The 22,206-nt window shown below is 62.4% G+C and carries 22 protein-coding genes and 1 tRNA gene; 14 read left to right on the top strand and 9 right to left on the bottom strand.

Annotation, left to right across the window (positions count from 1 at the left end):
• Positions 1-14 precede the first annotated feature (14 nt).
• Together ribD and AC0C6X_RS10550 are read left to right on the top strand one after the other, a co-directional pair.
• Complete coding sequence (gene ribD, locus AC0C6X_RS10555; protein WP_472952977.1) at positions 15-1,118, top strand: bifunctional diaminohydroxyphosphoribosylaminopyrimidine deaminase/5-amino-6-(5-phosphoribosylamino)uracil reductase RibD; 1,104 nt, start codon at positions 15-17, stop codon at positions 1,116-1,118.
• Positions 1,118-1,738: a riboflavin synthase gene (locus tag AC0C6X_RS10550; RefSeq protein WP_173516127.1), complete on the top strand. Its 621-nt coding sequence runs from the start codon at positions 1,118-1,120 to the stop codon at positions 1,736-1,738. The genes ribD and AC0C6X_RS10550 overlap by 1 nt, the downstream gene beginning before the upstream one ends.
• A 107-nt stretch (positions 1,739-1,845) precedes the next feature.
• Here the strand turns inward: AC0C6X_RS10550 and AC0C6X_RS10545 are convergent, their stop codons facing one another.
• Together AC0C6X_RS10545 and AC0C6X_RS10540 are read right to left on the bottom strand one after the other, a co-directional pair.
• Positions 1,846-2,391: a GNAT family N-acetyltransferase gene (locus AC0C6X_RS10545; RefSeq protein WP_173516128.1), complete on the bottom strand. Its 546-nt coding sequence runs from the start codon at positions 2,389-2,391 to the stop codon at positions 1,846-1,848.
• 24 nt (positions 2,392-2,415) lie between these two features.
• On the bottom strand, positions 2,416-2,916 hold the full coding sequence (locus tag AC0C6X_RS10540) for a cupin domain-containing protein (protein WP_247957819.1): 501 nt from the start codon (positions 2,914-2,916) through the stop codon (positions 2,416-2,418).
• A 370-nt stretch (positions 2,917-3,286) separates the two neighbouring features.
• Between AC0C6X_RS10540 and ribH the strand changes: the two genes are divergently transcribed.
• From ribH to AC0C6X_RS10520, 4 genes are all read left to right on the top strand, one after another.
• Positions 3,287-3,748 (top strand): 6,7-dimethyl-8-ribityllumazine synthase, encoded by a 462-nt coding sequence (gene ribH, locus AC0C6X_RS10535; RefSeq protein WP_173516130.1) that lies wholly within the window; start codon positions 3,287-3,289, stop codon positions 3,746-3,748.
• Complete coding sequence (nusB, locus tag AC0C6X_RS10530; protein ID WP_173516131.1) at positions 3,745-4,227, top strand: transcription antitermination factor NusB; 483 nt, start codon at positions 3,745-3,747, stop codon at positions 4,225-4,227. The genes ribH and nusB overlap by 4 nt, the downstream gene beginning before the upstream one ends.
• Positions 4,228-4,257: 30 nt before the next feature.
• Positions 4,258-5,463 (top strand): MFS transporter, encoded by a 1,206-nt coding sequence (locus AC0C6X_RS10525; protein WP_247958236.1) that lies wholly within the window; start codon positions 4,258-4,260, stop codon positions 5,461-5,463.
• Between the two features lie 195 nt (positions 5,464-5,658).
• Complete coding sequence (locus AC0C6X_RS10520) at positions 5,659-7,794, top strand: sodium-translocating pyrophosphatase (RefSeq protein WP_173516132.1); 2,136 nt, start codon at positions 5,659-5,661, stop codon at positions 7,792-7,794.
• Positions 7,795-7,862: 68 nt separating this feature from the next.
• On the opposite strand, the gene AC0C6X_RS10515 is transcribed toward AC0C6X_RS10520, so the two are convergent.
• Positions 7,863-8,372: an outer membrane protein assembly factor BamE gene (locus tag AC0C6X_RS10515; RefSeq protein ID WP_173516133.1), complete on the bottom strand. Its 510-nt coding sequence runs from the start codon at positions 8,370-8,372 to the stop codon at positions 7,863-7,865.
• A gap of 138 nt (positions 8,373-8,510) precedes the next feature.
• Between AC0C6X_RS10515 and AC0C6X_RS10510 the strand changes: the two genes are divergently transcribed.
• From AC0C6X_RS10510 to AC0C6X_RS10485, 6 genes are all read left to right on the top strand, one after another.
• Positions 8,511-9,050 carry a ubiquinol-cytochrome C chaperone family protein gene (locus AC0C6X_RS10510; RefSeq protein WP_472952975.1) on the top strand — a complete coding sequence of 180 codons (540 nt, stop codon included), beginning with the start codon at positions 8,511-8,513 and terminating at the stop codon, positions 9,048-9,050.
• A 102-nt stretch (positions 9,051-9,152) separates the two neighbouring features.
• The gene (locus AC0C6X_RS10505) at positions 9,153-9,704 is read left to right on the top strand and encodes a YceD family protein (protein WP_173516135.1); all 552 of its coding nucleotides are present in this window, start codon (positions 9,153-9,155) and stop codon (positions 9,702-9,704) included.
• Positions 9,705-9,907: 203 nt separating this feature from the next.
• Positions 9,908-10,966 carry a phosphate acyltransferase PlsX gene (gene plsX / locus AC0C6X_RS10500; RefSeq protein WP_173516136.1) on the top strand — a complete coding sequence of 353 codons (1,059 nt, stop codon included), beginning with the start codon at positions 9,908-9,910 and terminating at the stop codon, positions 10,964-10,966.
• 4 nt (positions 10,967-10,970) lie between these two features.
• Entirely contained in the window at positions 10,971-11,942 is a 972-nt protein-coding gene (locus AC0C6X_RS10495) for a beta-ketoacyl-ACP synthase III (protein ID WP_173516137.1), read from the top strand.
• 92 nt (positions 11,943-12,034) lie between these two features.
• The gene (locus AC0C6X_RS10490; protein ID WP_113536913.1) at positions 12,035-12,373 is read left to right on the top strand and encodes an integration host factor subunit alpha; all 339 of its coding nucleotides are present in this window, start codon (positions 12,035-12,037) and stop codon (positions 12,371-12,373) included.
• Positions 12,374-12,512: 139 nt separating this feature from the next.
• The gene (locus AC0C6X_RS10485; protein ID WP_057252555.1) at positions 12,513-13,049 is read left to right on the top strand and encodes a MerR family transcriptional regulator; all 537 of its coding nucleotides are present in this window, start codon (positions 12,513-12,515) and stop codon (positions 13,047-13,049) included.
• Between the two features lie 311 nt (positions 13,050-13,360).
• On the opposite strand, the gene AC0C6X_RS10480 is transcribed toward AC0C6X_RS10485, so the two are convergent.
• Entirely contained in the window at positions 13,361-13,525 is a 165-nt protein-coding gene (locus AC0C6X_RS10480) for a hypothetical protein (RefSeq protein WP_173516138.1), read from the bottom strand.
• 308 nt (positions 13,526-13,833) lie between these two features.
• On the opposite strand from AC0C6X_RS10480, the gene AC0C6X_RS10475 reads away from it, so the two are divergent.
• Positions 13,834-13,910 (top strand) — tRNA-Pro (locus AC0C6X_RS10475).
• Between the two features lie 63 nt (positions 13,911-13,973).
• On the opposite strand, the gene AC0C6X_RS10470 is transcribed toward AC0C6X_RS10475, so the two are convergent.
• The 5 genes from AC0C6X_RS10470 to AC0C6X_RS10450 form a co-directional block, all read right to left on the bottom strand.
• On the bottom strand, positions 13,974-15,167 hold the full coding sequence (locus AC0C6X_RS10470; protein WP_173516139.1) for a glycosyltransferase: 1,194 nt from the start codon (positions 15,165-15,167) through the stop codon (positions 13,974-13,976).
• A gap of 2 nt (positions 15,168-15,169) precedes the next feature.
• Positions 15,170-16,414, bottom strand: a complete 1,245-nt coding sequence (locus AC0C6X_RS10465; protein ID WP_173516140.1) for an O-antigen ligase family protein — start codon at positions 16,412-16,414, stop codon at positions 15,170-15,172.
• On the bottom strand, positions 16,411-17,784 hold the full coding sequence (locus AC0C6X_RS10460; protein WP_432704669.1) for an undecaprenyl-phosphate glucose phosphotransferase: 1,374 nt from the start codon (positions 17,782-17,784) through the stop codon (positions 16,411-16,413). The genes AC0C6X_RS10465 and AC0C6X_RS10460 overlap by 4 nt, the downstream gene beginning before the upstream one ends.
• 247 nt (positions 17,785-18,031) lie before the next feature.
• Positions 18,032-19,204: a glycosyltransferase family 4 protein gene (locus AC0C6X_RS10455; RefSeq protein ID WP_173516142.1), complete on the bottom strand. Its 1,173-nt coding sequence runs from the start codon at positions 19,202-19,204 to the stop codon at positions 18,032-18,034.
• A gap of 5 nt (positions 19,205-19,209) precedes the next feature.
• On the bottom strand, positions 19,210-19,785 hold the full coding sequence (locus AC0C6X_RS10450) for a polysaccharide biosynthesis/export family protein (RefSeq protein ID WP_173516143.1): 576 nt from the start codon (positions 19,783-19,785) through the stop codon (positions 19,210-19,212).
• A 204-nt stretch (positions 19,786-19,989) separates the two neighbouring features.
• On the opposite strand from AC0C6X_RS10450, the gene AC0C6X_RS10445 reads away from it, so the two are divergent.
• Positions 19,990-22,179 carry a GumC family protein gene (locus tag AC0C6X_RS10445; RefSeq protein ID WP_472952974.1) on the top strand — a complete coding sequence of 730 codons (2,190 nt, stop codon included), beginning with the start codon at positions 19,990-19,992 and terminating at the stop codon, positions 22,177-22,179.
• The last annotated feature ends 27 nt before the right edge of the window (positions 22,180-22,206 follow it).

The following is a 22,206-nucleotide window of genomic DNA, read 5'->3' as shown; positions in this document are numbered from 1 at the left end:
GGCTGGATGGAGCCATGGCAGCGACCAACCGTGAAGACGAGAGGTTCATGGCCGCGGCGCTGAGGCTGGCCCGCCATCATCTCGGACAGACATCCACCAATCCCTCCGTCGCCTGCCTGATCGTCAAGGACGGCGTCATCCTCGGCCGCGCCGTGACGGCGCGAAGCGGCCGTCCGCATGCCGAAACCCAGGCGCTTGCTGAAGCCGGCGAGCGGGCAAGGGGAGCGACCGCCTATGTCACGCTGGAGCCCTGCTCGCACCACGGCAAGACGCCGCCTTGCGCGGACGCGCTCGTCGCATCCGGCGTTGCCCGCGTGGTGATCTCGATCCTCGATCCGGACAAGCGCGTCGCCGGACGCGGCGTCGTGCGCCTGCGCGACGCCGGCATCACCGTCGATATCGGCGTTCTCGCGGAAGAGGGGCAGCGGGCGCTCGAAGCCTATCTCATGCGCCAGGTGAGCCGCCGCCCCTATGTGACTCTCAAGCTTGCCGTTTCGGCCGACGGCATGATCGGCCGCAAAGGGGAGGGCCAGGTTCGCATCACCGGTCCCATCTCCCGCGGGCAGGTGCAGATGCTGAGGGCCGAGACGGATGCGATCCTGGTCGGGATCGGCACGGCGACGGCCGACGACCCCGAATTGACCGTACGGCTGCCAGGGCTCGAAAATCGCTCGCCGCTGCGCATCGTCCTCGACCGCCGGCTCGACCTCCCGCTTGCTTCGAAACTGGTGCGAACGGCGCCGGATGTCCCGGTGATCGTGGTCTCCAGTGATGGATCCGGCGACACGGATGCCGGCGACGGACGGGCCGCACGCAAGGCGGCCCTGGAGGCGGCCGGCGTCGAGGTGCTCGAAGCCGGTTCGATTGCCGACCTGCTGGCCGCCCTCGCTTCCCGCGGCCTCTCCTCCCTGATGGTCGAAGGCGGAGCCGTCGCGGCGCGCGCCTTTCTCGATGCGGATCTCGTCGACCGTATCCAGCTTTACACCGGCCCCGGGACGATTGGCGAAAACGGCATTGCATCCCCATTTGACCGTAGATCCGTGCCGACAGGCTTCCGGTGCGTCGCCGAGGCACGGTATGGCGACGATCTGTTCGAGGAATACGAAAGAGAGAACTGATGTTCACAGGCATTGTTACCGATATCGGCACTGTCGATGCCGTCACCCCGCTCAAGGAAGGCATCAAGCTGCGTGTTGCCACGAGCTATGATCCGAAAACCATCGACATGGGCGCCTCGATTGCCCATTCCGGCGTGTGCCTGACGGTGACCGCCCTGCCTGAAGCCGGCAGCAACGAGCGCTGGTTCGAGGTCGAGGCCTGGGAAGAGGCGTTGCGGCTGACGACGATTGCAGGCTGGACGAAGGGCACGCGGATCAACCTCGAGCGGTCGCTGAAGATCGGCGACGAGCTCGGCGGCCACCTGGTCTCCGGCCATGTCGACGACAAGGCGGAAATCCTGTCGGTGGAACCGGAGGGCGACGCGGTGCGCTTTCGTCTGCGGGCACCCGAGCATCTGGCAAGATTCGTGGCTCCGAAGGGCTCCGTCGCGCTCGACGGAACGTCGCTGACGGTCAACAAGGTCGATGGCGCCGAATTCGACGTGCTGCTTATCCGTCATTCGCTGGAGGTCACCACCTGGGGCGAGCGCAAGGCCGGTGATTTTGTGAACTTCGAGGTCGACACCATGGCGCGATATGCGGCGCGCCTGGCCGAGTTCCCGGCCCCCAAGCCGGCATGAGCGAAGTTTGAAGAAACTTGCGTCGGCGTCGCTAAGTTGATCCAGGTCCGCGTCTGGAACCTGGCCGTTTGATGGCGCCCAAGGGCGAGAAAACAACTAAAAATTGTTCATGTTCCAGCGTGCGCACGCGCCTGCTGCCGCTCGAACATGATCACGTGATTGCCGTGATAGGTCGTTCGCCAGAACTCCTGGAAGCCGTGCTTTTCCGCGACACGGATCGAGGCGTGATTGCCGATGTCGATGATGCAGGTTTTCCGGAGTGTCGGAAATTGCTGATCGGCCCATTTGAGTGCGGCACTGACGGCTTCCGTCGCAAGTCCCCGGCCATGCGCCTTGGGCGACAGCGCCCATCCGGTTTCCATCGTTCCCTCGAGTGACGGCGTGATCGCGCGGTGCACGTCGTGAAACCCGGCCTCGCCAAGAAACGTCCCTGTTTGCCGATCCTGAATGGCGAAGAAGCCGAAGCCGAAATAGTGCCACATGCCGACCTGGCGCAGGAAACGGGTCCAGGATTGTTCGCGCGTGAACGGTACCCCACCGACATAGCGGATCACCTCGGGATCGCCGAACAGGGCGACGTAGGAAGGGAAATCGTCACGGCGATAGGGGCGCAGGATAAGGCGATCTGTCTCGATGATAGGGACGCTATGCATGTTCGATCCTATGCTGTGGTGAACTCAGGCGCCGGGCTCGCCGTCCCAATAGTCGACGGTGCTTTCCGCGCGGCCGATGAAGCGGAAGCGCCGTCCGCCGTCGGGATCGCGCGTCTTGGCGAGAAACTTGCCGGAATCGGGATATTCGCAAATCTCGGTTGCCGCCATGGTGGAGATCGACAGGTATTTGAGCGGCACCGTGCCGGTGTTGATCAGGTGATGCGCCGTTTCCGGCCCGCCTGCCGGCGCGCCCAGGATATCGCCCGGGCCGACCGAATGGCGTTCGCTGCCGAAACGATAGGTGCCTTCACCTTCGAGGATGATGAACAGCTCTTCCTCGACGTGATGATTGTGGAAGGGGCAGCCGGATTTGCCTGGCGGCACCTCGCCGTAGCCGATGCCGAGATCCTTCAGGCCGAGCAGCGCGCCGAAGGAGGCGTCGCGGGATTCGAAAAAGCTGCCCTTCGTCCAGTGGTCGAGGTCGAGGCTCTTCGGGTTGACGATCGGTTTTCGCGTTTCCGTCATGTCTTCCTCCCTGGCGCCGTGCATTTCGCAAGAAGCATCGACGGTCCTTCCCTATCCGTGTCGCGCGATCGCGGGATCGTCAACCGAGAAGCGTTGAAATCTGATAAACGTCACGTTGGTTATGTCTCCGTATTGCAATCCTATGACGGTAGCTGCCGCGGAGCGCATGCGGATCACATTGGACCGCGCGTTTGCCATGTTGCCGCCTTGAGCGCTCCGCCAACGTCCTTCGAGGCTACTATTCTGGCCCCGTTCGGCGCGGCAAAAGGCCGTCCGCGGCGGAATTTGCTTGCCAATCGACGCGGAGCATGGTTTGACCGCCGCCTCAGTCGGTCGCATCCGGCGACGAACTCTCAAAGACAGGTGATCCATGGCAGAGACCACGGCAGCCCACATCCTGATTGTGGAAGCGCGCTTCTATGACGATATGGCCGATGCATTGCTCGACGGCGCCAAGCACGCGCTGGACGCAGCCGGGGCCACCTATGATATCGTGACGGTTCCGGGCGCGCTCGAAATCCCGGCTGCGATCGCCATGGCGCTTGACGGTGCCGACGAGGGCGGTACGGAATATGACGGCTTCGTCGCACTCGGCATGGTCATTCGCGGCGAGACCTATCATTTCGATATCGTCGCGAACGAATCTTCGCGGGCCATCATGGATCTCGCCGTGAGCGAAAGCCTCGCTATTGGCAATGGTATCCTGACGGTCGAGAATGACGACCAGGCTTGGGCACGCGCGCGCCGATCGGAAGGTGACAAGGGTGGCTTCGCCGCGCGCGCGGCGCTCACCATGATTGAATTGAAGAAGAAACTGGGCACGGAAAAGTGACGAAGACACCCTCGGATCAGCCGCTGAAGCAGGTCAACCAGCGCGGTGCAGCGCGCCTTGCCGCCGTGCAGGCGCTCTATCAGATGGACATTGGCGGTACCGGCGTGCTCGAAGTGGTTGCCGAGTACGAAGCCCATCGCCTCGGCCAGGACGTCGACGGCGATACCTATCTGAAGGCGGACGCTTCCTGGTTCCGCTCGATCGTCTCCGGCGTCGTGCGCGACCAGCGCAAGCTCGACCCGTTGATCGGCTCGGCGCTTCAGGACGACTGGGCACTGTCGCGGCTCGACTCTACCGTACGCGCCATCCTGCGCGCCGGCACCTTCGAGATGCTGGAGCGCAAGGATGTGCCCGTTCCGGTGATCGTTACCGAGTATGTTGAGATCGCCAAGGCCTTCTTCGAGGATGACGAGCCCAAGCTGGTCAACGCCGTTCTCGACCGCATCGCCAAGCAGGTTCGTAGCGAGTTCCGGAAGTAAAGAGTTATGGTTGCGGTTACTGCGGATGACATGGGGGCCACCCTTCGCGAAGCGCGCCGCAACGTTTTCCATCTGACCGCCGCCCAGGCCATTCTCGGTGTCGTCGGACCGATCTGCTTCTCCATCGGCGGTGTTGCCGGCTATCAGTTGCTGGTGGATGACAAGTCGCTGGCAACCGCGCCGCTTACCGCCTTTAACGTCGGCATGGCGCTCGGCGTCGTGCTGGTCGCGATGCTCTCGCGCCTGATCGGCCGCCGTTTTGCGTTCATGACCGGGACCGGCATTGCCGCCGCAGGTGCGGCGCTCGCCGCAATCGCGCTCTTCCGTGAAAGCTTCTGGCTCTTTGCCTTCGCTCTCGCGATGCTCGGCTCATCGAACGGCTTCACCCAGAAGCTGCGTTTTGCTGCCGCCGATGCTTCTCCGTCGTTCTACAAGCCCAAGGCGATCTCGCTGATCCTTGGCGGCGGCATCGTTTCTGCCGTGCTCGGCCCGCAGATCGTCATCTTTGCCGGTGACCTGTTCGCGCCCGTTGCCTTTGCCGGCGCTTTCGTCGTGCTGCTGCCGATCAGCCTGCTTGCGGCGTTCTTCTTCGCGCCGCTGCGGCTGCCCGAACCGAGCACGATGGTGAGAGATCACCACGACCACGCCGTGCGTCCTCTCGGCGCGATCGTGCGCAGCCAGCGCTTCGCCACCGGCATGGCCTGCGGCATCTCCAGCTACGCGTTGATGACCTTCATGATGACCGGTGCGCCGGTCGAGATGGTCGTGGGTTGCGGCTTTTCGACCGAGCTTGCGACGCTCGGCATCCAGTGGCACGTGCTGGCGATGTTCGCCCCGAGCTTCTTCACCGGCTTGCTGGTCAGCCGCTTCGGAGCCGAGCGTATCGTCGGCTGCGGGCTGTTGTTGTTGATGGCCTGCGCCACGGTCGCACATATGGGCATCGAGCTCTGGAACTTCTGGGGCGCCCTGGTGCTGCTCGGCCTTGGCTGGAACTTCGGCTTTATCGGCTCGACTGCGATCGTTGCGAGCAGCTACCGCCCGCAGGAGGCCGACAAGGTCCAGGCCTTCCACGACATCATCCTGTTCACCACGGTGGCGCTGTCGTCCTTTGCCTCGGGCAAGGTCCTGTCCGCCTATGGATGGGACATGCTGAACGCGGTCGTCTGGCCGGTTACCATCGTCTGCCTCGTGCTTCTGTTGCTGTTGAAGCGCGCTCCCCGGAACGCCGCCGCCTAATTCCTTTCCCCCGACATTCGAAGTCGCCGGAGCGCCTTGTCACTGGCGTTTTCCGGGGCTTGACGATCTCCCGTTGCAACCGCACTCTGGCCGCGCCGTGGCGGGCGCTGCTTGAGGAGGTGGCGCGTGATTCGCGGTTTTGAGGGGCCCGTGGCCGGGAGTGAGTCTGCGGGTTGTAACGGAGGGTAATGCGAAATGACCATTTTGTTGGGCGTTATCGCATGCGGGTTGCTCGCGGTGGCTTATGCCATCTGGGCAACACAGTCGGTGCTGGCCGCCGACCAGGGGAACGCCCGCATGCAAGAAATCGCAGGCTACATTCGTGAAGGGGCGCAGGCCTATCTCACGCGTCAGTACAAGACCATTGCCATCGTCGGCGTCGTCGTATTCATCGCCGCTTGGGTTCTTCTTTCCGCCGCCGCCGCGTTCGGTTTCCTGATTGGTGCGATCCTTTCGGGCGCTGCAGGCTTCATCGGCATGCATGTTTCGGTTCGGGCGAACGTCCGCACTGCCCAGGCGGCTTCCGTCAGCCTCGCCTCCGGCCTCGACATCGCTTTCAAGTCCGGCGCGATTACCGGCCTTCTCGTAGCGGGCCTGGCGCTTCTCGGCGTCTCCGTCTACTACGCCGTCCTCACCGCCGGTCTCGGGCATGAACCCGCCTCGCGCGAAGCCATCGACGCGCTGGTCGCGCTCGGCTTCGGTGCTTCGCTGATCTCCATCTTCGCCCGTCTCGGCGGAGGCATCTTCACCAAGGGTGCCGACGTCGGCGGCGACCTCGTCGGCAAGGTGGAAGCCGGCATCCCCGAGGATGATCCGCGCAATCCGGCGACGATTGCCGACAATGTCGGCGACAATGTCGGCGATTGCGCCGGCATGGCGGCCGACCTCTTCGAGACCTATGCCGTCTCGGTCGTCGCAACCATGGTGCTCGCGGCGATCTTCTTTGCCGGCACGCCGATGCTTGCGACCGTCATGGTCTACCCGCTGGCGATCTGCGCGGCCTGCATCATCACATCGATCGTCGGCACTTTCTTCGTGAAGCTCGGTGCCAACAACTCGATCATGGGTGCGCTCTACAAGGGCCTGATCGTTACCGGCGCATTGTCGATCTTCGGTCTCGGCGCCGCCACGTCGTTTACGATCGGATGGGGCTCGATCGGCACCGTCGCTGGCAAGGACGTCACCGGCTGGAACCTGTTCTTCTGCGGTATCCTCGGCCTGGTCGTGACGGCCCTGATCGTTGTCATCACCGAATACTATACCGGCACCAACAAGCGGCCGGTGAACTCGATCGCCCAGGCCTCTGTGACCGGGCATGGCACCAACGTGATCCAGGGCCTCGCCGTTTCGCTGGAATCGACGGCTCTGCCGGCGATCGTCATCGTCGGCGGCATCATTGCCACCTATCAGCTCGCCGGTCTCTTCGGCACGGGCATTGCCGTCACCGCCATGCTCGGCCTCGCCGGCATGATCGTGGCGCTTGATGCCTTCGGACCGGTAACCGACAACGCCGGCGGCATCGCGGAAATGTCACATCTGCCGCCGGAAGTGCGTAAGTCGACGGACGCGCTCGATGCCGTCGGCAACACCACCAAGGCCGTCACCAAGGGCTACGCGATCGGTTCGGCCGGTCTCGGCGCGCTGGTGCTGTTCGCGGCCTATTCGAACGACCTCAGCTACTTCGCCGCCAATGGCGACAAGTACCCGTACTTCGCCGATGTTGGGCAGATCTCCTTCGATCTCTCCAACCCCTACGTCGTTGCCGGATTGATCTTCGGCGGTCTGATCCCGTATCTCTTCGGCGGTATCGCGATGACGGCCGTCGGCCGGGCGGCCGGGTCCATCGTCGAGGAGGTTCGTCGGCAGTTCCGCGAAAAGCCCGGGATCATGGAAGGCAAGGAACGGCCGGACTATGGCCGCGCCGTCGACCTTCTGACGAAGGCGGCGATCCGCGAGATGGTCGTCCCCTCGCTGCTGCCGGTGCTTGCACCTGTCGTCGTCTATTTTGGCGTGCTGCTTCTGTCGGGCTCGAAGGCCTCGGCCTTTGCAGCGCTTGGCGCATCGCTTCTCGGTGTCATCGTCAATGGCCTCTTCGTGGCGATCTCGATGACCTCGGGCGGCGGCGCGTGGGACAATGCCAAGAAGAGCTTCGAGGATGGTTTCGTCGACAAGAACGGCGACCGTCATCTGAAGGGATCGGATGCGCACAAGGCATCCGTCACCGGCGACACGGTGGGCGACCCCTACAAGGATACGGCCGGTCCGGCGGTGAACCCGGCGATCAAGATCACCAACATCGTGGCGCTGCTGCTGTTGGCGGTCCTCGCCTGATCGAACCACTGAAACGAAAAAGGCCCGCGAAACTTGGTTCCGCGGGCCTTTTGCTTTGTGATGGTGAACTACTTGCTGCCGAAGTCCTTGAACAGGCTCTTTGCGGCAGCTTGTCCGGCGCCCGGTCCGCTCAAGAGCTGGCCGAGGAAGCTCGTTTCCTTGCCGCCGGTCGGCGTCGTGCGCGACAGCATATCGAAGACCTTGCCGTCCTTCAGCGTATAATGGGCGAGCTGGCTGACAGTGCCTTCCTTGTCGAAGTAGACGGCAAGGATCGACTGGTCGATCAACTGAGGCTTCATGAAGGCGACGGGACGCTTGCGGGTCTGGGAAATGTAGTAGAACACTTCGTTGTCGAAGGTCGCGGTCGTGGAGGGCGTGCCGAGCGACAGCAGCACTTGTTCGCGGCTGGAGCCAACCGGAACGAGATTTAGCGTTTCTTGGTCAACCACGTAACCCTGATGAAGGACTTCACCGACATTGGCGGACTGGCAGGCTGAAAGGGTGAGACCGGCGATGGTAGCTACGGCGGCCACGCGGCCGAGGGTTTTAAAGTTTTTTCTCAAATACCGCTTCGTCAACGACAGCTCCCCTTGGAGAAACGATGGCAGATCCGCCATTGCAATTCGTGCCTGCTTCGGTAAACCAGCTTCGGCTGTCATGCAACAACGGGATGGGCGCTTGCGCGCATTTCGAGAAAGCCAAGCCCGAGCTTTGTGATGATTTTTGGACTGTTCAAAAGAAAAAGCGGCAACACGGTAATTGTCGAACGGCAGTATGCGCTGCTGACGTCGGCCGCGCGCCAACCCTATCTCTATACCGACCTCGATGTGCCGGACACGGTCATGGGGCGTTTCGAGATGCTGTCGGCGATGCTGATCCTTTACTTCCGCCGCACACGCGCCTCCGCAAGGCCCGGGCAGGAAATCGCCCAGGAGATCATCGACGCTTTCTTCGAGGACGTCGACCATTCGATCCGCGAGCTTGGCGTGGGCGATGCCGGCGTTCCGAAGAAGATGAAGAGGCTGGCCGGCATGTATTATGGTCGCCTCGAATCCTATGCGGCCGCGTTGCAGGCAAAGGATGGGGCGGCCTTGGCGGCGGCCTTGAAGCGCAACTTCCACCCGGAAGGGGGCGATGCCGCGCCCGCGATGGAGGCGCTTGCAGCCTACCTGCTGACCGTGGAGGCGAAACTCGCCGACGTTGGCGAAGAGGTTGTCGAGACCGGTCAGTTGCAGATTCCGTCTGCTGGAGCTTAATAGCGGTTATAAAGAGATAACAGCGTCGCGAACCGGAAGACGGGCGACGGCTGCATTCGCGAACGGGCGGCATCGATCGCCCTGGCGAGGAAGGATCCGATCATGAAAGACGATGGCCAGCCGGCCTTCTCCTATCCGGTGAGGGTGGGACACATCTCGGCGAACGCTGTCAGCGTTAAGCTTTCCGCAAACGAGCGCGAGCGTGCTGCTCTCGCGAAACTCTGGGGCGTCAATGATGTACTGTCGCTCGGCGCAGAACTGCAGATTGCACGCTGGAAGAAGGATGGCATCAAGATCAAGGGCGATGTGACGGCCCGCATCGTGCAAAGCTGCGTGGTGACACTCGAGCCCGTCGAGGCCGATATCCATGAGCCGGTCGAAGTGATCCTGGTACCCGAGGGATCGCGGCTCGCCCGCCAGGCGAGCAACGACGGCGGCGAGATGATTCTCGATCCGGATGGTCCCGACATTCCCGACACCTTCACCGGCGACACGATCGATGCCGGCGTCGTCGTCAGCGAGCAGGTGGCACTCGCGATCGATCCCTATCCGCGCAAGCCTGGCGCCACTTTCGGCGCGCGCATCGAGAGCACGGAGGCGGACGACAAGAAACCGAACCCGTTTGCGGTTCTGAAGGACTGGAAAAAGGACTGAGGCTCTGAAAGCCTCCTCTACAATTCGGTTGTCACGCAAAGGAAAAGCAGTATTTTGGCCCCAAACCGGCCAAAAGAGCCGCGAAGCGATCTGCCGCGTGCTTGGCTCAAGCGTCAGAAGCAACAATATGTATCGTCATTGCGTCCCGGTGAGTGCGCCACGACGGCACGTGTTGTGTGGCAGAAATGAAGGATAAGACACGCGTGGTCAGAATTTCACTTGACGTGATGGGTGGCGACTATGGTCCCGAAGTCGTCATCCCGGGCGCCGCAAGGGCGCTCGAGCGTCATCCGGACATCAAGTTCGTGTTGTTCGGCATCGAAGCGCAATGCGCGGACCTCCTGGAAAAATATCCGAAGCTCAAGGCCAGCAGCACCTTCCATGACTGCGAGCTCGCCGTCGCGATGGACGAGAAGCCGAGTCAGGCGCTTCGCCGCGGCCGCGGAAAATCGAGCATGTGGAAGGCGATCGACGCGATCAACGCCGGCGAGGCGGACGTCGTCGTTTCGGCCGGCAACACCGGCGCGCTGATGGCGATGTCGGTCTTCTGTCTGCGCACGATGCAAGGGATCCAGCGTCCGGCGATCGCCGCCATCTGGCCGACGCTGAAGGGCGAAAGCATCGTGCTGGACGTCGGGGCGACGATCGGTGCGGATGCGCAGCAACTCATGGATTTCGCGCTGATGGGCGGCGCCATGGCACGGGCGCTTTTCGAGATCGAACGGCCGACGGTTGGTCTTCTCAATGTTGGTGTCGAGGAAATCAAGGGACAGGAGGAGGTCAAGGAAGCTGGCCGCCTGATCCGTGAAGCCAATATCGATGGCTTTGACTACTACGGCTTCGTCGAGGGTGATGACATCGGCCGCGGAACGGTCGATGTGGTCGTGACCGAAGGTTTTTCCGGCAACATCGCGCTGAAGGCCGCCGAAGGCACCGCGCGCCAGATTGCCGAATATCTGCGCGCTGCAATGTCGCGTACCCTGCTTGCCAAGATCGGCTACATCCTGGCGAAGGGCGCGTTCGATCGCCTGCGCGAGAAGATGGATCCCAGGAAGGTCAATGGCGGGGTATTCCTTGGCCTCAATGGCGTCGTGATCAAGAGCCATGGTGGTGCGGATGCCGAGGGTTTCGCAGCCGCCATCGATGTCGGCTACGACATGGTGAAGAATGGCCTGAAGTCGAAGATCGAGCTCGATCTGGCGAAGTACCATGGTGCGGAACCGCCCCAGGCCCTTTCCGCCGGCATGAATGATGAGGTTTGAATAGATGATCCGTTCCGTCGTTCGCGGCTTCGGCGCAGCCTTGCCGAAGCGCGTTGTTACCAACCAGGAGCTGGAATCCAAAGTCGATACGTCCGATGAGTGGATTGTACAGCGCACGGGCATCCGGCAGCGCTACATCGCCGGCGAGGGCGAGACCACCGCGTCTCTCGGCGAAGCCGCGGCCCGCGCGGCACTCGCCAATGCCGGGCTCACGCCTGATGATATCGACGTCATCATCCTGGCGACCTCGACACCGGACAACACCTTTCCGGCAACGGCCGTCAACATCCAGGATCGCCTTGGCATGCGCCATGGTGCGGCTTTCGACTTGCAGGCCGTCTGCTCCGGTTTCGTCTATGCAGTGACGACGGCCGACGCCTATATCCGCGGCGGGCTTGCCAAGCGCGTTCTGGTGATCGGCTCGGAGACGTTCTCGCGCATTCTCGACTGGACCGACCGGACGACCTGCGTGCTCTTCGGCGACGGCGCCGGTGCCATCATCCTGGAGGCTGAGGAGGGAGAGGGTACGAACGCCGACCGTGGCGTGCTGACGGCGAAGCTCCGCTCCGACGGTGCTCATCGCGACAAGCTTTATGTTGACGGTGGTCCCTCGACCACGGGCACGGTCGGCCATCTCAAGATGGAAGGCCGCGAAGTCTTCAAGCACGCGGTCGGAATGATCACCGACGTGATCGAGGCCGCTTTCGAGGCGACCGGAACGACCGCGGAAGATCTGGACTGGCTGGTGCCGCACCAAGCTAACCGACGCATTATCGACGGCTCCGCCAAGAAGCTCGGCATCCCTCTCGACAAGGTTGTGGTGACGGTCGATCTGCATGGCAACACGTCTGCTGCCTCCATTCCGCTGGCCTTGAACGCGGCGGCAAGCGACGGGCGGATCAAGAAGGGTGACCTCGTCCTGCTCGAGGCCATGGGGGGTGGCTTCACCTGGGGCTCCGTGCTCCTCCGCTGGTAAAGAAATTGCTTAAGCAACAGGCGCTTGACCGCAAAAGGTAAGGGCAATAGTCTTCGGACGCTGATCGGCGTACCAGACGTTGGTGGGGGAAGATGAGCGGAAAAACAGTAACACGGGCGGACTTGGCTGAGTCGGTTTTTCGCAAGGTAGGTCTGTCACGAACAGAGTCTGCCGAACTGGTGGAAACCGTCATTGACGAAATATGCAACGCAATCGTGCGTGGCGAGAGCGTGAAGCTGTCTTCTTTCGCGACTTTTCAGGTCCGCGACAAGAACGAGCGCATCGGGCGAAACCCGAAGACCGGCGAGGAAGTGCCGATCTCGCCGCGGCGCGTCATGACCTTCAAGGCGTCCAACGTGCTCAAGCAACGGGTGCTGAAGGCCCATCTTAGCCGCAGGGCCAAGCAGAAGCCGGTATCTCCCGTCGCGTGAAGTCACGGCGTCAGCCACAAATGTGGTTGAAAACCCATCCATAAGCCGTTGAAATGGACCTGATTCGTGCCATCATCGGTATGATGTCGGTTCATTGCTGCTTGCGAGCGTGAGTCGCGTGACATGGATTGGGAGCCACATGGAAAAGAGCCCGGACGCTTTCCGCACCATCAGCGAGGTCGCCGACGATCTCGATCTGCCGCAGCATGTTCTGCGCTTCTGGGAAACCCGTTTCCAGCAGATCAAGCCGATGAAGCGCGGCGGCGGTCGACGGTATTACCGACCCGAGGATGTCGATCTCCTGAAGGGTATCCGGCACCTCCTCTATGACCACGGCTACACCATCAAGGGCGTCCAGAAGCTCTTGAAGACCAACGGCAACAAGTTCGTTGCCGCCATTGCCAGCGGTGATCTCGCGACCGTCGAGGCGCTTGCGGCATCGAGCAACGAGGAGCCGGCGCCGCCCAAGGCCGGCGTTTCGGAGGAGGATCAGATCGTCGGCCGCGCCAAGGCACCGGCGAGCCGCCGCTTCTTCTCGTTCGGCGGCGGCAGCGACGACGTGCCGGAGATCTCTCTCGGCAAATCGTCGTCTGTCGGCAAGGAAGATCGCGCCCTGCTTCAGGAGGCGCTCTACGATCTCCTGGAATGCAAGCGCCTGCTCGACCAGGTGCGCTGAGGCCGTCCGCGACGCCTGCGAGGCGCGCTTGGTCGACAACGCGTAACGCTTTCATGGCTTTAAGGAAATTCAGCCGTGACGCAGGCGCGTGGCGCTTGCGCGGTTGTGGGCGCGTTGCTGCCAGCCGAACATTCCAGCCGGAGCGATCGGCGAACATTCGTTCGATCGTCGGTTTGGGAGATTGGTAGGCGCCCCGCATCCAATTGCCTCGGCGCTGGGCAAAGGGGCAACCCACTCATGCATTGACGTGAGCGACTGAGGGACGCCTTACTGGGCCCGCGTTTTGTCGCTCACCCTACAGGTGCCGCGTTTTAGTAGGACATACGGAAACCACCGGGGCTCGCTGCGGAAACATCCGGTTCGGGATAAGGGCCGGTCCACTGCGCGTAGGTTGTGTTGGTCGAGCCGGAAGTCGCGCATCCGGACAGGGTCAGGACGACGAGTGCGGTCACGGCCATCAAAGATTTAAGAGGCATGGTTTTCTCCTAGAAGGGGAGGCTCCAGGCCTCGAGGGGCCAGTACCAAACTGTCCCTCAAATCGGTTGTGATGGCAAGCTCACGTTGCGTTAGGGACAACGTTTCGAGCGACGCGATTTCAGGTTTGGTGAAGGTTCTATTGCGACGCACGCGCATCGATCTCGGGGCGATGGTGGAGAAAGGCAGACTGATTTTCTCATCGGTCCTTGGCCGGCCCGCTTTTCCACGCCGGACATTTCTTTTTCATGCCGAGTTCGAAATTCCCGCTTGCGCTCTAAGCGCTGGTTATATAGGGGTTTCCTCGGTTCGGAGCGTAGCGCAGCCCGGTAGCGCACTTGACTGGGGGTCAAGGGGTCGTGGGTTCGAATCCCGCCGCTCCGACCATTTTCTCAATCCTCGATCCCCCATAGAGCGATTGATCTGCTTTCCACCATTATTCTATCCGCGCTACTCCGCCGGCTGAAGGATTGCTGGCACGCGGCGTCTGATGACCGTCCTCTTATAGAGCGTCTCGGTTTGATCGAGCATCACATCGAGGGTGAAGCGTTGTTTCCGGCTCCGGGCGACGGCAGACAGCTTTTCGAAAGTCTCCGCTGCGGCTGCCTTGACCATCGTCTTCGCAAGTAACGACGTGTCGTCGCTGTTTGGCAGGATGAAGCCGTTTTGGCCGTCCTCGATGACCGTGCGGGCACCGCCGATATCGGTGGCGATGATCGGTTTGCCGGCGGCCGCCCCTTCCAGCATCACATAGGACATGGCTTCGTAGCGGCTCGGCATGACCAGAAGATCGAAAGCCGGTGCAGCCTGCGGTCCGGTGAAGGCCGAGGTCAGGTGCATGCGGTTCTGCAGTCCGCTTTCGGCGATCGCCTCGCGCAAGGTCCCTTCGAGTTCACCGGCGCCGACCATCACCAGATGGCTATTCTTCACCGAAGCGGCGACGCTCTTGAAGGCAGCGATGAGACGTTGCGGCGCCTTTTGCGCCGAAAGCCGGCCGATGAAGCCGAAGACAAAGGCATCCGGCGCGATCCCGAAGCTGGCGCGAATCGTTTGCGCCATCTCGCATGAGGGCGGGGCAACGCCGTTGACGATCACCGACGTCCGATCCTCGGGCATGTGCAGCGATAGGGCGTGACGGTATTCGTCTTCGGAAACGCAGATGAGCCGGTCGGTGAAGAAGCGGGCAAGGCCCCATTCTATCGTGCCATAGATCAGCCGGCCGCCGCGGCCGAGCCTGGGATCGAGGGTGCGAAAGGCGTGTGGGGTATAGAGGCGGGGAATGTGCGGACCGGGAAGCCGGATCCGGATCAGCGCACCGGCCTTGGAGCTGTGGCCATGGATGATGTCGAAGCCGCCGCCGCGAATGATGCGCCGCAGTTCGAGGAAGGAGGCGAGATCCCACGGACCCGGCGCCCGCTTCATGTTGACGGCGTGGACGGCGGGCAGGCCGACCGCCTTCAACTCGCGCACGAAACCTTCCTCGGCCCGCACCGGCGAATAGACTGCCTCCACATGATGCCCGCGTTGGTGCATGCCGCGGCAGAGGTCGAGAAAGTGTCGACCCGAGCCGCCACCGCTCGGTTCCAGAACCTGAAGGAGGCGCAAGGGGAGGGCCGGTCGCCGGCCCGGAACGAAGTGTTCCATGATCAGGAGCTCCAGCCGGCACGCGCTTGCCGGCGATGACGATATTCGAGAGCGGCACATCCCCAGATGATTCCGAGGAGCAGGTAGAAATGACGCCAGTGATCGGTGTCGATGACGTTGCCGACGCCGACATGGCCGAGGACGGCAACCCAGGCAATCATCAGGTAGGTTTGCCAGGGGCGGTTGAGCAGCAGGAAGCGGAAGCCGAGCGAAAGCGTCCAGATGATGAGCGTCACATAGCTGATGAAGCCGAGCCAGCCATAGGAGGTCAGCGACTTCAGCCAGACGTTGTGCTCGTCTTCGGGGAAGATCGTGCTGAAGACCATGGGGCCGATGCCGAGAGGCTTCTCCATCGACATCAGGAAGCCCAGGCGATGGCGGTCGAAACGGCCGAGATGCCCGCCGTCATAATCCTGCACGAGTTGCGATCGGCTGGAAAAGAGCGTTGCGACCTGCTCGGATTGAAGGGCGGCAAGAAGAGCGCCGACGACCAGGAGTGCGCCCACGAGCGCCAGGGCGAGGATCCTGAGACGAAAGAGGCCGCTGCGTTCCCTGAGCAGCATGACGAAGACGAAGGCGACGACGCAGAAGAGATTGAGCGCCCAGGCGGCACGCGAAAACGACAGGAAGACACCAAGGGCGAGGATCAGCAATGCGGCGATCTTCGGCGGCGCTTTCCGGATCGGCTGCGTCAGGATGCCGTGGATCAGATACATGGCCGGCACCGAGAGAAACGGCCCGAACACGTTGGGATCCTGAAAGGCGCCCTTGGCGCGACCGTAGAGCGTGAAGTTCTCCGCGCCCGGAACGGCGCCGAAATAGCCGAGGATGCCAAGCAGCGCGGTAATGATGGCCGCGACCGTCCACGCATTGAAGATCAGCCTCAGCCGCTCATGACGGTCTTCTATGATCGCAGCATAGAAGATCGACGACAGCGCAAGAAATCCGGAAACCGCCATGTACATCGGCCCCTTGCTCAGGTCGACCATGACCGTCAAGGACAGGATGCCGCCTACCATGAACAGCGTCAGAAGCGTGAGCAGGGGCGCGATGCTGCGTGAAATCTTGAGCCCGAAGAGCGCCCAGAGCCCGATGAGTGCGATGAGGAACAATTCGTAGGGCGCGGGCTCGAAGATGACGAAGCCGGAAAGAAACACGGCGAACGCCACCAGACCCGAGCCGAGCAGCGAGAGCGCTGCAAGCTGAGGACGTGCGATCGGAAACCGGCCTGTCTCGACGGTGCTCAATAGGCGTTCTCGGTGTTGAGGAGACGGAATGGCGTCAGGAACAGGATCCTGAGATCGAAGAGAAGCGACCAGTTTTCGATGTAGTAGAGGTCGAAGGCCGTGCGCAGGCGGATCTTCTCGTCATTGTCGATCTCGCCGCGCCAGCCATTGATCTGTGCCCAGCCGGTAACGCCGGGCTTGACGCGATGGCGCGCGAAATAGCCTTCGACGACGTCGGAATAGGTCCGGTTCTGGGTCTGCGCCAGCACGGCGTGCGGGCGCGGCCCCACGAGCGACAGTTCGCCTTTCAGCACGTTGAAAATCTGCGGCAACTCATCGATCGACGACTTGCGAATGAAGCGGCCGACCGGCGTTACGCGAGGATCGCCCCTGGTCACGGCGTTGCGTGCCGAGTGATCGCTCATATGCGTATACATCGAGCGGAACTTGTAGACCTCGATGGTCTCGTTGTTGAAGCCGTGCCGCTTCTGCTTGAAGATGATCGGGCCGGGAGAGGTGGCTTTGACGGCAATGGCGGCGCCCAGCATGATCGGCCACAGGAGCACCAGGGCGACTAGGCTGAAGAAGATGTCGAAGCCGCGCTTGGCGACTGAGTCCCAGTCGGCGATCGGTTTGTCGAAAATGTCGAGCATGGGCACGTCGCCGACATGGGAATAGCTGCGCGGACGGAAGCGCAGATTGTTGGCGTGGGCGGCGAGCCGGATGTCGACCGGCAGGATCCAGAGTTTCTTGAGGAGTTCGAGAATGCGCTTTTCGGCCGTCAGCGGCAGCGAGATGATCAGCATGTCGATGCGCGCCAGACGCGCGAATTCCACGAGTTCGTTGACCGTTCCCAGTTTCGGATAGCCGGCGATGACGTTGGGCGAGCGCCGCTCGTCGCGATCGTCGAAAATGCCGCAGATACGGATGTCGTTGTCGGGTTGATCCTCAAGCGTGCGGATCAGGTCCTTCGCCGGCTGGCCGCCGCCAACGACGACGGCGCGCCGTTCCATCGTGCCGTTGCGGGCCCAGTGACGGATGGAATAGGCGATGAAGGCGCGCTCGGCGAGGAGAAAGAGCGCGCCACCGACGAACCAGCCGCCGAACCAGACGCGGGAATACTGGTGGCCGGATTTCAGGAAGAAGAGGGCGATGGCGATGCCACCAAAGGCGACCGCCCAGGCCGCGAGAATACGCGGCATCACCCGCAGCCAGGCACGCAGTGCCGGAATCTGATAGGTGTCGGCAATCTGCATCGCGGCAACCGCCAGCGCCGAGCCCCCCACCAGGATCGCCAGATAGAGCGGCAAGTGGTCGAAGCCCGGTTGAACATAAAGTGCGTTGATTGCGTAGCCGATGGCAAAGAGCGCACTGAACTCGAACAGCCGCATCAGTCCCATGATCATGGCCGGCGAATAGGTGTCCGCCCGGAACTGTTCGGCGATTTGGCGCGCCAGCGGATTGAGCTCCGCGGTCGGCCCGTCGCTCGGCATCTCGCCGGGCGCCCGGGCGCGGATTTCCGAAATCTTCTTGCGAAGCACTTCCGGATCGAATGAACCCGGGTGATCAATCTTGTTCATGGCTGTCTTCCGGCGCTGAAGTCCTCCGCCCGGATAGCAGAAAGCCACTAAGAAACGCTTACGTTGTAGATGACACGCTATCCGTGGATGGCTGGTAACGGCACAATTCCCGATAGAGGTCCAGCATCTCGGACGACATGACCGAAGCGGCGAAGCGCGATTTGAACGTGTTCGGCTCAGGCATGACCCGCACTGCCCAGTCCCTTTCGCTGATCGAGCGCGCCATGATGGCGGCCAGCGATTGGACGTCGGCCGGTTCTGCAAGCGCACTGCTGTCGGGCCCAAGTATCTCCGGGATGCCGCCGACACGGCTGGCGATGACCGGTTTTCTCGCCGCGAGTGCTTCGAGGACGATATAGGGCATGGACTCGGCGCGGGAGGGAACGACGATATTGCGCGCCAGCGTAAATGCTTCGCGGGTCTTCATCGCCGGCTGCATCTTGATGCGGCGGCCGAGGCCCTGCTGCAGCATCAGTTCACCATATTCCTGCTGTTGCGGGCCGTCGCCGATCATCAAAGCCGAGAGGGGCCGTCCGACGAGGCGTTCGGTCCGAGCGAAGGCCTCCACAAACAAATCGGGACCCTTCAGGTCCCGCATCATGCCGATATAGAGAAAATCGGCCGCATCCGGCCGGGGGGAGATCACTTCGAACTCCCCGTCGTCTATGCCGTTGTAGATCAGTTCGTGCCGGACGTGTGGCGCCCCGACCTTGGTGAAATAGGTCTGGCGTTCGAAGTCGCAGACGAAAACGAGGGCATCCGCCAGCCGCTCCTGAATCCGTTCCAGCGGGAAGATGAGCCGGCCGATCAGGGAGCGGCGGCGATAGTGGAGGCTCCCTCCATGCGGTGAATAGAGGCGGGCTACGCGATACCTGTTGACCCGCAAGGCTGAACCGATGAGGCGGGCGATGGCGCCACCCTTGGCGCCGTGCCCATGCAACACATCCGGTCGCAAACTTCTGATTTCCTTGTAGCCGCGCCACAGCGCGGCAACATCCGACGGCCCGATTGAGCGGTGAATCGGCATGCGGACGAGGCCGAGCGCCAGATAGGGCCGGATCTCGTCGAACAGTGAATCCTCGTGGCTACCCCCGGTGGTGCTGTCACAGAGAATGCCGACCTCGTGGCCGGCGCGGGCATGCGCCTCGGCGAGATCGCGCACATGGCGGAAAATTCCGCCGACCGGCGACCTGAAGCAATGAATGATGCGCAGGGGACGCTGTGGCTGCATCGAGATCAGAACAGGCGTTCGCGGACGTAGATCGTATCGCCGGCGAGAACCGCGTCGGTGATCGGAACCCGGCCCGTGATGATGCGGCCGTTTATCCTCCGAGTAATGTCGGCATTGGATTGGTTGGCGCGCGGCGAGAAACCGCCAGCGACCGCAATCGCATTCTGCACGGTCATCCCAGGCACATAGGCATATTGTCCAGCTTGGCCGACTTCACCCATGATGAAGACCGAACGGTAGCGATCGACCTCGATCGTCACGTCGGGGTCGCGCAGGTACCCCTGGCGCAACTTGGCGGCGATCATGCCTTCGAGCTCGGGCAAAGTCTTGCCGCGCGAGGCGACCGTGCCGATCAGCGGGAAGGCGACATATCCGGCCTGATCGACCGTATAGGTGCCGCTGAGGCCCGCCTGTTCGAAGACGTTGATGCGCAGGCGATCGCCGCTGTCGAGGCGATAGGGTTGGATAGTAGCTTCGCTGAAAGCTTTCGGCGCCGGCTGATAGCTTGTGCAACCGCTGAGCAACATCGACAGCACTGCCGCCGTGATCGCGAGACCCGTCTTGATAGCTGCGGTTGACATGCGGTTCATAGGCTCCGGAAACGACCCACCTTTTCAGACGTTATCGAACCGTTAGGGTTAATAGGCGGTAAACTCGCGGTAGAATTTTTGCGATGTATCGCTGTGGCGGAGAGGGGGTTATCGTCCGGAAGTTGATCCTATTAACCCTTGCGTTACCATGTTCCTTTACCCTCCGGCAAAATTTGAAGGTTCGGAGCCAGTAGCATGTCGGGAAACGGCAGCGGTCAACAGGATGTGCATATCGACCTCGGCGGCCTGTTTCGCGCTGTCTGGGATCGGCGCGTCAAGGTGCTGCTCGCAACTGCCGGTGTGGCGGCACTCGCCTTCGGTGCCACGAAGATGATTGCGCCGGACTATCAGAGCGAAACTCGCGTACTCATTGAATCCCGTGAGCCGGAATTCAGCGGCCCGAACCAGGTGTCGCAGGCCGGGGCCGATCGCGTTTTCGACGAGTCCGGCATCTCGAGCCAGGTGCAGGTGCTCCGTTCCGCCGACCTCATCAAACAGGTTGCGCGCAACATGAAGCTCCATGAGCTCAAGGAATTCGATCCGTCGGCCGCGCCGTCGGCGCTTTCGGATCTTCTCGTCATGCTCGGCCTCAAGAAGAACCCCTTGGAAATGCCACCCGAGGAGAGGGTGCTCAAGGAATTCAACGACAAGCTCCAAGTCTATCAGGTCGAGAAGTCGCGCGTGATCGCGATCAGCTTCACCTCGAAGGATCGGCAGCTTGCGGCCGCGGTTCCGAACGAGATGGCGAAGGTCTACCTTGCGCTTCAAAGCGGCGCGAAGCTCGACACCAATTCCGAGGCCTCCCGCTGGCTCGAGCCGGAGATCGCCAATCTGCGCGAGAAGGTGCGGGATGCGGAGGCAAAAGTTGCCGCCTACCGCGCTTCGTCCGATCTGTTGCCGACGGGCGAGACGACAAATTTCGCAACACGGCAACTGACGGATATCTCGACCGAGCTGGCCCGCGTCCGCGGTGAACGTGCCAACGCGGAAGCGCGGGCTGCGGGCGTGCGCTCGGCGCTTGCGAGCGGCCGGGCACCGGACACGATCACCGATGTCGTCGGCTCGCAGATGATCCAGCGGCTCAAGGAGACCGAGGCAAACCTGCAGGCACAGGTCGCCGATCTCTCGACCACGTTGCTGGACGGTCATCCGCGCCTCAAGGCGCTGAAGTCGCAACTTGAAGGCATCCGCGGACAGATTCGCACGGAGACGCGCAGGATTCTGACGAGCCTCGAAAACGAGGCGAAGGTCGGTGAACTGCGTGAACAGCAACTCGTCCAGCAACTCAACGCGCTGAAGGCTCAGTCCGCGCAGGCCGGCGAGGAAGAGGTGGGCCTGCGCGCGCTCGAGCGCGAAGCGACTGCCCAGCGGCAACTGCTCGAGACCTATCTGGCGCGTTACCGGGAGGCGACGTCGCGCACGGTCGAGAACGCGACACCGGCCGATGCACGTGTGATTTCAAACGCGGTGGTCCCGACGAGCGCCAGTTTCCCGAAGGTGCTGCCGATCACGATCGTTGCCGCTCTCGCGACGTTCCTCTTGAGCTGCGTCGTGATCATGCTTGGCGAATTGTTCAGCGGCCGGGCGCTGCGGCCGGTCTCGGCAACCGGCGAGCGGCTGGCACCGGTTCGCCCAAGGCCAGCCTTGGCTGCAAGCGCCGCTGACATCCCGGTCGTTGCAGCGGGCACCTCGCCCGAGGTAGCGCCCATGGCCGATGGCGATGCTGTCGACCTGCTGCCCGCGGCGCCAGCGTCGGATACAGACGCGGACGCCGCGGAAGCAGCCGCCGAACCGGATTTCTCGATCGAAGCGGTGGCGGAGCATCTGCGCGCCACCGGCGTGCGCGTCGCGATTTCGGTATCGCCTGGCGGAGACGAAGGAGCGACCGCAACGGTGATGCTGGCACGCCTGCTGGCCGAGGATGGCGTGAAGGTGGTGCTGATCGACCTGACCGGCTCGGCCTGCCCGACGCGTCTGATGGCGCGCTCGACCCAGCTTCCCGGCATTACCAACCTGCTGGCGGGTGAGGTGCCCTTCACCGATACGATCCATGCCGACCGCTTCTCCGACGCCCACATCATCCCCCAGGGCGATGCCGACCCGCGGCAGGCGATGCGCGGCATCGAACGGTTGAAGATGATCATCGACGCCCTGACCAACGCCTATGATCTCGTTCTGGTCGAGTGTGGTCCGGCCGACGAGATGGCCGTCGAGAAGATTGCCGGACGCGATGGCGCAGAGATCATCCTCTCGGCACCGTCGGTCAGCGATGAACGCATCGTCGAGGTTCTGACCGGCTTTGGTGCGGCTGGCTATCGCGACATCGTCCTCATGACCGGGCAGGCAGAGACCGATCCGGACTATCCGGACCGAGATGCCGCGTGACGGACGACGGCGTGCCGACTGCGGGAA

The organism is Ensifer sp. VA4, from assembly GCF_055710065.1.
Note: the sequence above shows the minus strand (reverse complement) of the source record. Positions and strands in the feature narration are given on the sequence as shown.